Origin of the sequence: Enterococcus sp. DIV0802b (assembly GCF_050543535.1) — a bacterium.
GTDB lineage: Bacteria > Bacillota > Bacilli > Lactobacillales > Enterococcaceae > Enterococcus_D > Enterococcus_D entomosocium.
Genome location: NZ_CP172941.1, coordinates 880,169 through 893,701 on the forward strand (window position 1 = coordinate 880,169; position 13,533 = coordinate 893,701).

The 13,533-nt window shown below is 41.6% G+C and carries 9 protein-coding genes; 7 read left to right on the forward strand and 2 right to left on the reverse strand.

What is annotated here, in order from left to right; translation table 11 throughout:
• Positions 1-102 precede the first annotated feature (102 nt).
• The 5 genes from IGJ12_RS03975 to IGJ12_RS03995 all read left to right on the forward strand — a co-directional run bounded on the left by IGJ12_RS03975 (position 103) and on the right by IGJ12_RS03995 (position 6,235).
• Complete coding sequence (locus tag IGJ12_RS03975) at positions 103-1,974, forward strand: beta-glucoside-specific PTS transporter subunit IIABC (protein ID WP_086299180.1); 1,872 nt, start codon at positions 103-105, stop codon at positions 1,972-1,974.
• Complete coding sequence (locus IGJ12_RS03980; protein WP_016610579.1) at positions 1,971-3,413, forward strand: glycoside hydrolase family 1 protein; 1,443 nt, start codon at positions 1,971-1,973, stop codon at positions 3,411-3,413. Before IGJ12_RS03975 ends, IGJ12_RS03980 begins: the two co-directional genes overlap by 4 nt.
• Before the next feature lies 1 nt (position 3,414).
• On the forward strand, positions 3,415-4,875 hold the full coding sequence (locus IGJ12_RS03985) for a glycoside hydrolase family 1 protein (RefSeq protein ID WP_016610580.1): 1,461 nt from the start codon (positions 3,415-3,417) through the stop codon (positions 4,873-4,875).
• A 247-nt stretch (positions 4,876-5,122) separates the two neighbouring features.
• The gene (locus tag IGJ12_RS03990) at positions 5,123-5,323 is read left to right on the forward strand and encodes a cold-shock protein (RefSeq protein ID WP_005225331.1); all 201 of its coding nucleotides are present in this window, start codon (positions 5,123-5,125) and stop codon (positions 5,321-5,323) included.
• 558 nt (positions 5,324-5,881) lie between these two features.
• Positions 5,882-6,235, forward strand: a complete 354-nt coding sequence (locus tag IGJ12_RS03995; RefSeq protein ID WP_087664402.1) for a nuclear transport factor 2 family protein — start codon at positions 5,882-5,884, stop codon at positions 6,233-6,235.
• A 451-nt stretch (positions 6,236-6,686) separates the two neighbouring features.
• Here the strand turns inward: IGJ12_RS03995 and IGJ12_RS04000 are convergent, their stop codons facing one another.
• Positions 6,687-8,087, reverse strand: a complete 1,401-nt coding sequence (locus tag IGJ12_RS04000) for a metallophosphoesterase (protein WP_430619383.1) — start codon at positions 8,085-8,087, stop codon at positions 6,687-6,689.
• A 392-nt stretch (positions 8,088-8,479) separates the two neighbouring features.
• On the opposite strand from IGJ12_RS04000, the gene IGJ12_RS04005 reads away from it, so the two are divergent.
• Positions 8,480-9,862 carry a CHAP domain-containing protein gene (locus IGJ12_RS04005; protein WP_430619384.1) on the forward strand — a complete coding sequence of 461 codons (1,383 nt, stop codon included), beginning with the start codon at positions 8,480-8,482 and terminating at the stop codon, positions 9,860-9,862.
• A 163-nt stretch (positions 9,863-10,025) separates the two neighbouring features.
• Here IGJ12_RS04005 and IGJ12_RS04010 read toward each other — a convergent pair whose 3' ends face one another.
• Positions 10,026-12,164 (reverse strand): HelD family protein, encoded by a 2,139-nt coding sequence (locus IGJ12_RS04010; RefSeq protein ID WP_061053849.1) that lies wholly within the window; start codon positions 12,162-12,164, stop codon positions 10,026-10,028.
• A gap of 263 nt (positions 12,165-12,427) precedes the next feature.
• Here IGJ12_RS04010 and IGJ12_RS04015 point away from each other — a divergent pair, with 263 nt between their 5' ends.
• Positions 12,428-13,465 (forward strand): NADH:flavin oxidoreductase/NADH oxidase, encoded by a 1,038-nt coding sequence (locus IGJ12_RS04015; protein ID WP_086332109.1) that lies wholly within the window; start codon positions 12,428-12,430, stop codon positions 13,463-13,465.
• The last annotated feature ends 68 nt before the right edge of the window (positions 13,466-13,533 follow it).

Sequence of the window (13,533 nt, forward strand, 5' to 3'; positions counted from 1 at the left end):
TTCCTTTCTTGTAAGCAGTTTCCAAATTGCGAACTTTCGCAGGTGTGAGAAAAAAATCTGCTATAGTAACGCCATAAAGCGCTTTATAAATCAAACACGGGAGTGAGTCATTTGGCAAAAGATTATTCAAAACTTGCTAGTGAAATTATAGCACAGGTCGGTGGGGAACAAAATATCGTTAGCCTGTATCATTGCATCACTAGATTGCGTTTTAAGTTGAAAGATGTCGAGTTGGCACGAAAAAATAAGAACAAAATTCAGCAGCTTGATGGGGTATTGTCAGTCATTGAAGGAAATGGCCAGTTTCAAGTCGTGATCGGGAATCATGTGGCAGATGTTTTTCAAACGATCATGAGCAAGTATTCGATCCAAAACGCTTTGGAAAGTGATGGAGATGCCGAAGAATCAACAGAAAAACAAGGCAATGTATTTATCCGATTCTTCAATGTATTGTCTGCGATCTTTAATCCAATCATTGTTGCGCTTGCAGGGGCAGGGATGTTGAAAGCTTTACTAGTTGTTTTTACGACCTATCATTTGATGGACGCAGAAGGAAGCACCTATAAAATATTAGCTGCTGCTGGCAATAGTGTCTTTTATTTCTTGCCTTTATTTTTAGCGATCAGTGCAGCGCGGATTTTCAAAGTCAATATGTTTATTGCTTTAGCAATCGTTGGGGCGTTGCTGGAGCCGAATTTTACAGCAATGGTGACGGAAAACGGTGTGACGGTTGATTTCTTTGGCATCCCAGCTGTGCTGATGGGGTATTCGGGTACCGTGATTCCAGCGATCGTTTCGATCTATATCTACTCGCACTTGGAACGCCTACTCAAACGGATCATTCCTAAGAGTATCGAGATTTTTGCTCTATCGCTAGTGGCTCTTTTGATCATGGTGCCTCTGACCGTTTTGATCATTGGACCGGTAGGTGTAATGCTTGGGGACGGTTTAGGCAATGCCATGAACTTTATCAGCGATAAGAGTGGGCTGTTGGCTGGCTTGTTGATCGGTGGCGGTTGGACATTCTTAGTAATGATCGGGATCCATTGGGGAGTTGTACCGATCATGGTCAATAACCTAGCGGTATATGGCTATGATACGCTGCGCCCGATGATCGCAGCAGCAACATTTGCGAGTGCTGGGGTTGCTTTAGGTGTATTTTTACGCTCTCGCAGAAAAGAAACCAAAGGTCTGGCGCTATCTTCCTTGCTTCCAGCATTGCTTGGAGGAATTACAGAACCCATCGTCTATGGACTTTCGGTAAAATTTAAAAAGCCGTTGATTGCTCAAACCATCGTTGGTGCCATTGCTGGTGCGTTTATGGGCATGATGCAAACCAAGGCCATCGTCTATGTTTTTCCAGCATTGACGACATTGCCAGCTTTCTTTGGGGACACCTTTGTGTACTATTTGATCGGCATTGCCTTTGCGTTCTTCGGTACTGCTATTTTGACCTATGTATTAGGATTTGAAGAAACGCTAGAACCTGTTTTAGAAGAAGGTGCAGGGCTGCAAGTGATGACACCAGTTGCTGGTGAAGCGATCACGCTTGATGATGTCAAAGATGAAGTATTTTCTTCTCGAGCAATGGGGGATGGATTAGCCGTTTATCCATCAGCCGGCGATATTTATGCGCCACTTACTGGTACGGTTGTGACAGTTTTTCCAACTGGACATGCTTTTGGGATCCAATCAGCTGCTGGGACGGAAGTGTTGGTTCATATCGGCTTAGACACGGTTGATTTAGCAAAAGGCGTGTTTGAGATTTCGGTGAAACAAGGGGATCAAGTCGTGAAGGGGCAAAAAATTGGCACCTTTGACTTAGCAAAAATTATTGAAAAAGGATATGATCCGACAACCATGTTGGTCTTTACCAGTGTGATCAAAGAAGATGCATTGACAGTTGTGGATCAAGCGAAAAAAGACGTTACCGCTTTGGTAGCAAATGATTTATTAAAAGGAGCGATTTCATGAGTGTATTTCCAAAAAATTTCCTATGGGGCGGCGCGATCGCCGCAAATCAAGCCGAAGGAGCTTATTTGGAAGGAGGAAAAGGATTAAGTGTAGCAGATATTTTACCAGTTGGTGAAAAACGTATTGAGCAAGTTTCACTGCAGCTTGAAGAGGATAACTTTTATCCGAGCCATGAAGCCATCGACTTTTATCATCGGTACCCAGAAGACATTGAACTGTTTGCGGAAATGGGCTTGAAGTGTTTGCGTACCTCAATTGCTTGGAGTCGCATTTTTCCGAATGGGGATGAGACGGAACCCAATGAAGCAGGTTTACAATTTTATGATGATTTATTTGATGCCTTGAATGAAAAAGGGATCCAACCAGTTGTTACGTTAGCCCACTTTGAGACGCCACTGCATTTGGTGACGAAATATGGTGGTTGGCAAAATCGTGCGCTGATCGATTTTTTTGATCGGTATACAAAAGTGGTTTTTGCACGCTACAAAGGGAAAGTGAAATATTGGATGACTTTCAATGAAATCAACCATACCCATACGATCCCGTTACTCGCAGCAGGTATCGATGTGTTTTCTTTCGAGACTGAAGAAGAAAAATTACAGGCACTTTATCAAGCAAGTCATAATATGTTTGTTGCAAGTGCCAAAGCAGTTCTGAATGGGAAGGCAGTAGATGAAAACAATCAGATTGGCTGTATGCTGTCACTGAGCCCGATTTACCCTGCGACGTGCAACCCGCAAGATGTTTTTGAATCGTATCAACTGCGCCGTCGTTCCTTGTTCTATAGTGATGTGCAATTGCGAGGAGCCTATCCGGAATACTTCGACCGCATCGTGAAGGATAATCATCTGTTGCTGGACATTACAGAAGAAGATCTAGCGATCATTAAAGCGGGGACCTGCGATTATTTAGGCTTTAGTTTTTACCGCAGCTCATTGCATGAAGCAGGCATGAAAATTTTAGGCAATACTGGCGGATTACTAGGGAAAAAGAATCCTTACCTAAAAGAAACTGCTTGGGGATGGCCGATCGATCCGCTGGCATTACGCTATGTTTGCAGCGAATTGACTGATCGCTATCAAAAACCATTATTTATCGTTGAAAATGGAATTGGTTTAAAGGATGTTGTCAATGAAGATGGATCGATCGTCGATGAAGAACGGATGGCCTATTTGAAAGACCATGTAGAAGCAATGGCGGAATCGATCAAAGATGGCGCAACGATTCTAGGCTATACATGGTGGGGACCGATCGATATCGTTTCTGCGGGGACAGGAGAGATGGAAAAACGATACGGCTTTATCTATGTCGATAAGCAAAATGATGGTAGCGGAGATCTTTCCCGCAAGAAAAAAGCTAGTTTTGCGTATTATCAGCAAGTGATCGCCACGAATGGGGAAGCGTTGGCGTACGAATCATTTTTGAAAGGCGGCAAGTAAAATGAAAAGTTATTTTCCAAAAGATTTCCTCTGGGGAGGAGCAACGGCTGCCAACCAAGTTGAAGGAGGTTCTGGAATCGATGGAAAAGGCTTGTCGGTTTCTGATGTCTATCTATTCGATTCCTCAATGCCGAAAGAACGATGGACGGACCAATGGCATATGATGACTCATCAGCAAGTTGCAGAAGCACAGGATCCAAACAGCACGAAATACTATCCGAAAAGACAGGGAATCGATTTTTATCATCACTTTAAAGAAGATATTCGTTTATTTGCTGAGATGGGCTTCAAAGCCTATCGGATGTCAATTGCCTGGACACGGATCTTTCCAAAGGGGGATGAGGTAGAGCCAAACGAAGCTGGATTGGCATTTTACGACGCAGTCTTTGATGAGTGTTTGAAGTATGGGATCGAACCAGTGGTATCACTATCCCATTATGAGATGCCTTTGTATTTAGTGACTGAGTATGGAGGATGGCCAAACCGGCAAGTGATCGACTTTTATGTCCGTTTTGCCAAGACGGTGATTGAGCGATACCAAAAGAAAGTCAAATACTGGGTGACTTTTAATGAAATCAACTGTGTTAAACACCATCCATATGTTAGTGTCGGGATCATTGAAGAAGGTCATCCTAATATTGAACAAGACAAGTACCAAGGGGCGCACCATCAATTTGTCGCCAGCGCAATCGTGACTGACTATTGCCATCGATTGATTCCCGATGCCAAGGTCGGCTGCATGATCAGCTATCAATTATTAACGCCGTACAGCTGTGATCCAGACGATGTCCAAAAAACAGTTGAAAGTCAACGTACCTCACTCTTTTTCAGTGATGTGCAGGCAAGAGGCTATTATCCAGCATATGCCAACCGCATGTTTGAAGAAAAAGGAGTGGAATTGGTGATCGAACCAGGAGACTTAGAAATCATCCGAGAAAACCCTGTTGATTTTGTTTCCTTTAGTTACTATATGTCCAGCGCAGTCAGCGCGCATCCAGAACGCTTGGAAAGTGCTGTCGGGAATCTGATCACTGGTGGGATTAAAAATCCCTATTTGCCAAGCAGTAAATGGGGCTGGCAGATCGATCCCAAAGGGTTGCGAACAGCATTGAATCAACTCTATGACCGCTACCAAAAACCTTTGTTTATTGCCGAAAACGGTTTGGGAGCAGAAGATGTCGTAAACGAAGATGGCACCATCGATGATTTTTATCGAATCGACTATCTGCGTCAGCATATTGAACAAATCAATGAAGCGTTGCATGATGGCGTCGAGGTCTTTGGCTATACGGCATGGGGCTGTATCGATATCATTAGTGCCTCAACCTCACAAATGTCGAAACGTTATGGCTTTATCTATGTTGACCAAGACGATGAAGGCAATGGCACAAAGAAACGCATCAAGAAAGCGTCATTTGATTGGTACAAAAAAGTAATTGCTTCAAACGGCGCAACTCTTTGATTTTTGATTCTTCCAGATAAAGCAATTGCTAGGCTTAATCATAAGGTTTCTTAACAATTTAGCTTTTTATCAAGAAAAAAAGCCAACTTTATTTGCTATTTTATTTTAACCATGCTATGATGAATAGGTAAAGTTCTGATATGTTAATACTTGTTTATCTTTTCTATTGATACACACTTCAATTACACATCATTTTCTATTACAAACAAATAAACACAGTCGATGTGTAATATGGAGGTATACGTTTATGAATAACGGTACAGTAAAATGGTTTAATGCAGATAAAGGTTTTGGATTTATTACAGGTGAAGACGGCAATGATGTATTTGCTCACTTCTCAGCTATCCAAGGCGACGGCTTCAAAACTTTAGAAGAAGGTCAAGCAGTGACTTTCGACGTTGAAGAAGGCCAACGTGGCTTACAAGCAACAAACATCGTTAAAGGTTAATTGACGTTAACAAGCGAGAATCCATTGGGTTCTCGCTTTTTTTGTTTTATTTTATATAAATATTGAAATGGATCGGGTGTTGATGATCTGCTACAAGAGAATAGTTGCAGGTTTTGAGGACCTGACATGGTAAATAGTACATCTTTGATTTCACTATTCAACTAGCCCTAAGCGTCGCGGTTTACTTACCTATGATTTCTCATTCGATGATAAGCGTATAAAAAGAAAGAGGGGCTGTATACCGTATTCAATAAATTAATAAAGTGGTTGAATAGGTTTAGTGGCGTTGCTACCATTAAAAGCAATGATTACTAGTGATTCAAATGGCATGACTCATGTGAATGGAATAAAGAAACAGGTAAAGCGAAACATGCTACGATTCAATATATGGTACCCCGTACTTATACAAGAGTAATCGATGTGAAAGATCGATATTTCTTATTCGTTTCATCGATATTGTCTTGAATGAATTGTAAAAGTAGAATATATTGGTACAAATTAGCTGCTTTTTTTATTGGAGATGGGAACAAAGATGATTACATTTCGAGGGGGATTTATATGAAGCCAAAAGAAATACTTTGCCAATGGGTTGATGCGTTTAATCAGGCAGATGTAGAAATTATTTCAGAATTATATGATGAGAATGCAATAAACCACCAGGTTGCTAATGAGCCAGTTGTTGGGAAACAAGCGATCAAGCAGATGTTTGAGCAAGATTTTTCTAACGCAAAAATGGTTTGTATCGTTGAGAACATTTTCGAAGATGGACAATGGGCAATTTTAGAGTGGCGTGACCCCTTAGGTTTGAGAGGTTGCGGTTTTTTTCAAATAGTAAATGATAAAATTTTATTTCAAAGAGGCTACTGGGATAAATTATCTTTCTTAAAACAGCACGACTTGCCTATTGAATAAAAGGAATTCCCTTATAGGAATGGTTAGCAGATATGCATGACAGGAAGGTTAATCGCTTCACGTAGAATTCTTAAAGGAGCAACACTGTTTGAAAACAATACCTTTTGTTTTAAGTAATGATTAAGAATAAGTTAGTTTACTTCCGTCGGCGCCTAGTTGCGTGGTATAGTTATTGATAAGCGACAAATATTTTTGTACCACACGTTACTTGTTTTGAAGAAATTTATTCAAACCTGGCGTAACTTCAGAGTTACAAGGATACAATAGAGGTTAGGGATTGTATCGTTTAAATGAGAAATAAATAATAGTAGTAATAGTATGCTGCACTTTCAAAGAATAAATATTGACTCGTCAGATAGCCTTCTCGTTTACCCAAACGAGAGGGCTATCGTTCATTAGAAAAGAAAAAGTGTCTTTTTCCTAAAAGAAAGGAAGAAGACACTTTTTGGCTTTATTCTGCTGTGAGGGGGATCGTCAGCTTGCGATCATCGGTTTGATCGTCGAGCATTGAATCGACATATTGCTTCAAAAAGTAAGAATAGGTCGCTAACCACTGATACTCCTCGGAGTCTTTGATGGCAGCTATTTCCTCGACTGAGTAAGTATCATTGCCAGTAAAAAGGGCCGTGTTCAGCTTCGTGACAAACGTGCAAAGTTGTGTGATCTGGGCTTCTGACAGTTCAGACACGGCGGACAATTGGTCGCGGACCAGTTGGTCGGTGTCATTTTCAAAAATACTTTTCTGGTAGTTTTGATAGTCCAGTAACTGTTCATCAGTTTGCTTCGTTTCAGCCGCCCAAGCATCGAGATCAATCTGCCGAGCTTCGTAGTCGATATCTTTGTCAGAAAGAGAAAGGACGCCGTAGCCTAATTCTGCTGTTGAATAAGACCCAGTGACTGCTTCATAAAGCGAATCATTCCCTTCGTTAATGTCTTGAATGTGGATATGACCAGAGAAAACGGCTGGCACGTTGAAGCGTTCCAACAAAGCGACAGTCTCAGAGGCGTTGTTGAGAACATAACCGTCTTGTAACAATTTATTATGACTGAACAAGTTATGGTGTAAAAAGACCAGTGGTACTTGCTCTGCTTCTTTTGTCAGGGTTAATTGCTCCTCCAACCAGGTTAGAGTAGCTGGTTTCAACTCACCATTCGTTGTAGGCTCATCCCAATTAACCTCAGAATCGTAGATACATGAATCTAGTAAAAAGAGGCGATACTTGTCATTTAACTGAATGCTGTAGCTAAGGGAAGACTTGTCGATACTGTTGGCTTTTTCGTAACCTTCAGCAAAAATCGTTTGAAAATCCTCAGGACTGATTTGATCGGCATAGTATTCCTTTTCACCTTGAAATGCTCGCGCCCAACCATTGTAAATCTCGTGGTTGCCAGGTAATGCTAAAACCATAATGCCAGCTTCTTGCAATGGTTCAAGCAATCTTGCCAACTCTTGAGCACTTGCTTTCTCGCCATTGAGCGTCATATCACCGGTCAAAATAATTCCCGTTGGTTTCTCCTTTAAGGCTTGAGCGGTGAAGGCCTCGATTGATTGTTCTTGATACATCATCTCTTTGCCAGCAGCTCCTTGCGTGAAGGTCTGAAAGGCTTCGCCATTATCATGAAGCGTGGAGGAAAGAAAATGAATATCACTTAAGAGCCAAAACTCACTGTTGCTTGCCTGTTGCAAAGGTGTATCGGCTTCATGCACCTTACGAAATTGAAAGAATAACAGGAAACAGGTGACAAAAAGTGTAAGAAGTGCCAATGGCCAAAACCATTTTTTGTGTGTACGAATCGCGATTCCCTCCTCGTTTGTTTTATTTATTATAGGAAGGAAAAGGAATCTTGTCACATAAAGGGTCTTTTTTTGAAAGATTTCTTGTTTTCATAGTTTTTCTTGTTAAGATAATTCCGAAAAAACTATAAGTGCTCTTATTTAGGTGCTTTTATGTGATAAAAATAACTAAAATAGAAAGAACATCATTTTTTGAAAATGAAAAGAAAACGCGGTGTTTCATTCAGAAACATTGATTTAACGGTCTTTAATTGTTCTGTTATTTATCGCTGAGATAAAGGAAGTGTTAGATTGAAACATTTTTGTAACATTTCCTTTATCTGTGTGTCATATCATTATGGTAGAATTCATTTGTCGTTAAATCGAACATTAAACTTTCTTAGACAAAATTAAGTTTTTATAAAGGCAGTTCATCTGTCAAATCAACCAGCTAGTCGGAGGAAAAACGAGTGAAGAATAGTTTGTTATCAGCATTAATGGTGTGTTCACTAACATTAACCGCAGTTGCAGCACCTGCATTAGCATTTGCAGATTCCATTGATGATCAAATCGAGCAGCAAGACCAAAAAATCAATTCTCTTAAAGGTCAGCAAGCTGACGCCCAATCACAGATCGATTCTCTAGAAGCAGAAATTGAAACAGTGAGTGCAAAAGTTGCTTCATTAGAAGCAAAACAAGTTGAGTTAGGTCAAGAAGCTGAGAAATTGCAAGACAAAATCGCAACATTGAAATTGCGTATTGCCAAACGTGAAGAAGCAATTCAAAAGCAAGCCCGTGATGTACAAGTTAACGGTCAAAGCACCAATTTCATTGATGCTGTTTTACAAGCAGATTCTTTAACGGATGTTATCGGTCGCGTACAAGCGATGACAACGATCGTCAATGCAAACAATGATTTAGTTGAACAACAAAAACAAGACAAACAAGATGTTGAAGACAAAGTCAAAGAAAACGAAAGCAAGATCCAAGAAGTTGCTGCAAACCAAGCAGAACTTAGCCAACAAAAAGATGCCATTGCAGCAAAACAAGCTGATTTAAATGTCTTGAAAGCAAACTTAGCAGCAGAACAAGCAACTGCTGAAAAAGACAAAGATGCATTGAACAAGAAAAAACAAGAAGCGGAAGCTGAAAAAGCCCGTATCTTGAAAGAACAACAAGAAGCTGCTGCTGCTCAAAAAGCAGAAGAAGAAAGACAAGCTGCTGCTTTGAAAGAAGCACAAGAAGAAGCTGCTGCCCAATCAACAGAGAGCACGACAGAAAATACAGTTGCTTCTACTGAAACAGCAACAAGTAGTTCTTCAAGCAACACAAGCTCAAGTTCAAGCAATACTAGCAGTTCTAACAGCTCAAGTTCATCGAACACAAGCTCTTCGAACAATGGTTCAAGCAATTCAAGTTCAAGTAACTCAGGTTCAAACTCTTCATCAAACAATGATTCTACCGGAAGTACTTCTACAGGCGGCGGAAAAGATCATTCAAGCTCAGGGAACATGTATGCTTGGGGTCAATGTACTTGGTACGTGAAAAACCGCGCTCCTTGGGTAGGTACTTACTGGGGTAACGGGGCCCAATGGGGTGCGTCAGCTGCAGCTGATGGGTACACTGTCAATGGTACACCAGCAGCCGGTGCTGTTGTAGTCTTTGCCGCTGGTCAATCAGTTGGTGGCGTTTGGACTGCTGATCCAACTTATGGTCACGTAGCCTATGTTGAATCATACAACCCATCAAACAATACGATCACGATCTCTCAAGGCGGAATGGGCTTTGACAGTCCTGGTGGACCAAACACTGCAACATTGAGCGCATCTGGATATACTTACATCCATCGCTAATCAAATCAAAAGCAAAGCATCAACGCAATCGCGTTGATGCTTTTTTATTTGATCGATCGCTTTCTAAATCGGTCAGACAAGAGAATTACCCAGAGAGACAAGACAGGGTTCTCTCAAATCTTATCAAGATTCTATAGAAAATAGGAGGTTTCTCGTTCTACTATCAAATAGTGAGAAACGGTGAAAAGGTCGTTTTTGAAGTTACCATCAGTTCTTCCATTGCACGAGAAATCGCCGTATAGAGAATCCGCTGATCTTGATCGGTATGATAATTTTCTGCTGAAACATCATATAAAAGAACCTGCTTAAATTCCAATCCTTTGGCAAGATGAATCGGTAAAACCGTTCCATGAAATGACACGGCCTGTTTATCGAAGAATTGTTTAAGCTCTTCACTGGATCGACTATCTTTTGTGATGATCGTTACTGGCTGCTTAAGTTCCTTTACTATGTCTACCAAGGCAACGTCAGTCAGATTGGCATAAAACTGTGGCAACTTTCCTGCTGGTCGAACGGCAGAGATGTTTAAATTGGTTTCTTTTGGTAGCATTTGAGCAAATAACCGTGTGATTACACCGCTAGACCGATAACTCGTAGTCAGCTGATACGTTTCGAGGGATTTCGCCTGTTGTTGAAATATCGTTTGGATTTCTGATACGGTGATGGCACTTGTAAAAATCGCCTGTTGCTGATCCCCCACGAGGGTGAAAGCGGTCATAGGAAAAAGACATAATAGAAACTGCAGTTGTGCTGGCGTATAATCTTGGACTTCGTCGATAAAGAGATAGCGCAAAGCAGGGACAGGTTGTTTTTCGGCCACCAAATGACGTATCAGCAATAGACAAACAGTATAATCCAAACTATCTGTTGTTTGCGTCAAAGTGATCTGTCCATGAGTAAAATAGTCGGCACTGTCTGCTAACAATTGTTTCGTATCAAACCACGTAAGGTCGTTGATTTGTTTCGTAACTTTTGCATATTTTTTCTTTAGGAGGCGAAGGGCTGCTTTCTGAATCGTTTTTTCTGAATCATCTTTTAAAACTGTCCCTAAAAGGGATCGTTGTTCATCTTCAGTCAAAGAACGAACTTGGTCGTGAACATTCGCTGCTAAGGCATTTTTTTGCAATCGTTCCTCCCAAGCGTAAGCCAATTTCTTTTTGACAGCTTGGATGCGATCGCGCAAGGGTGCCTGTTTCGGTGTTTCTTGGAAGAAAGTGTCGATCGTTTCTTCAGAAAAAAGGACGACGTTTTTTCTTTTGATTGGTTTAAACTGAAGCACAAGTTCTTCTGGCAGCTGTTTGCTCAAGGATTGAAGAAAGCGGCTGAAGTCAGCACTGCGTAAAAGTTCGATTGCTTCACTGGGTGCTTGCTGGATGCGGTCAAAATAAGCCTCTTCCGATTCTAAGTCAACGCTAGGAAATGCTTGGCAAAACTGCCGCATGGTCAACGTCAATGGATTTTTTTCACCGAGGGAAGGCAGCACTTGCGAAATATAATCAATAAACCGCGAATTCGGGGAGAGGATCAAGACATTCTCTGCGGTCATCTCTTCACGAAAATGGTACAGCAAAAAGGCGATCCGCTGCATGACAGCAGAAGTTTTTCCGCTTCCAGCAACACCGTTGACCAGTAGGTTTTTATGCGCTAAGTCACGGATGATGACGTTTTGTTCGTGTTGGATCGAAGCAGTGATATCCTGCATTTTTTGGCTATTATTGGCTTCAAGGGCTGCCAGTAACACGTCATCTTGAATCGCCACTGAGGTATCAAAGGCTTGCTTCAATTGATCTTTTTCGATAATAAATTGACGGCGTTGTTCAAGAACGGCAGAAATCGTCTGATTGTTCACTTGATAAGAGACCGGACCCAAGCGTTTGGCATAGAACAATTCGGCAATTGGGGAGCGCCAATCATAGATCAGCCCTTCCTTATTTTCATTAACAAAACCATTGATCCCAATGTAAAAATCTTCTATCGTTTCCTCATCTTCAAATTGTAGGGAGATTTTACCAAAGTAGGGACTATCCAGAAGACGGTCGATGGCAGCTAATTCACGTTCAGCAGATTGAAGAGCGGCGTTCATTTGGTCGATCTCACGATTCTTACTTTCGATGGCAGCAAAAGTATCTAAACGGTCAGCAAAATTATCAAAGTTTAAGCGAATCTCTTCGCCGATGCTTTGCATCGCAAGGCGATCTTTTTTTCTGCCTTCAGTCAAGAAACTGTTCAGCACTGTCTTTCGTGTCAGCAATTGCTGGTACGTGTCTGCGAGATGCTTCTTTTCAGCCTTTAGGTTGTTCATTCAGACTCACATCCATTCTCCAAAGTAACTCAATTATACGGGCATCCACCAAAAATACTAGTCTATTTTTTTGACTCTGGATGCGGTATAATAATAGTGGGAAGAGGCAGCTGATTGTTCCAATGTCATGGGAGCAAGCAGAATGCGTCTATTTTTTTGTTTTAAAAATGAGAAAAAGGGTCATTGCTTGTGTTTTTGAAGGGGCTGTTTATACTGAATATAGAGAAAAATACAAAGCGAAAAATCGTTGAGGGAGTGTCAACATGTCCAAACTATTGTCACCAGTGAAGCTAGCGAATTTAACATTGGCCAACCGCGTCGTTATGTCGCCGATGTGTATGTATGAAGTAAAAAAAGAAGACGGTGTTGCGGAGCCCTTTCATTTTGTTCACTATGGGGCACGAGCATTAAGCAAAGCCGGATTGATCATTATCGAAGCAACTGCCGTTGAACCAGACGGACGAATCACAAACAATGATCTAGGGTTATGGAATGAAGAACAGCAAACAGAACTGACGAAATTGGTGGAACTGCTGCATGGTTTCAATGCGCAAGTAGGCATCCAACTAAGCCATGCAGGACGAAAAGCAGTTGATGCCACCAATCCTTTGGCACCAAGTGCCGTTGCCTTTAACGAACGCTACCCGTTACCGTCAGAAATGACCCTGGCGGAGATCAAACGGGTGCAAGACAGTTTTGTTCAGGCTGCCCAACGAGCAGCTAATGCGGGTGTCGCGATGATCGAACTTCATGGGGCTCATGGCTACTTGATGGACCAATTTCTTTCGCCATTCGTCAATCAACGCACCGACCAGTATGGTGGTTCCTTAGAGAATCGGTATCGCTTTGTAAAAGAAACGGTACAAGCAGTTCGGGCGGTCTTTTCTGGGGCATTGTGGATGCGCTTGTCACTGACAGACTATGAAGAACCAGGACGCCAAAATTCGTTGGAAGATTGGCAGCAAGTAGCCCAATGGCTTCAAGCAGATGGCATTGATTGTCTTGATTGCTCAACCGGTGGTGTGGTGGATAAAAAGCCTAATATTCCGATCTATGATGGCTACCAAGTGCCCTTTGCTGCAGCCATCAAGCAAGTGGTCGATATTCCCGTAGCAGCAGTCGGTTTATTGGATAATCCTGATCTTTGCGAATATCTTTTGCAAACCAATCAAGTGGATTTGGTTTTACAAGGCCGCGCGTTGATCAGAAATGTCAACTGGTTGGCAGATGCAGCGGCTAAACTTCACGATAAGTCCTTTCAAGCGTACAATGATTCCTATCAACGTGGGGTGAAACGTTGAATCACGTTTTATTACATGAGAGTTGATTCGAAAGAATGTCTTGTAAGTGTAGAGATCGGGAATGGAAG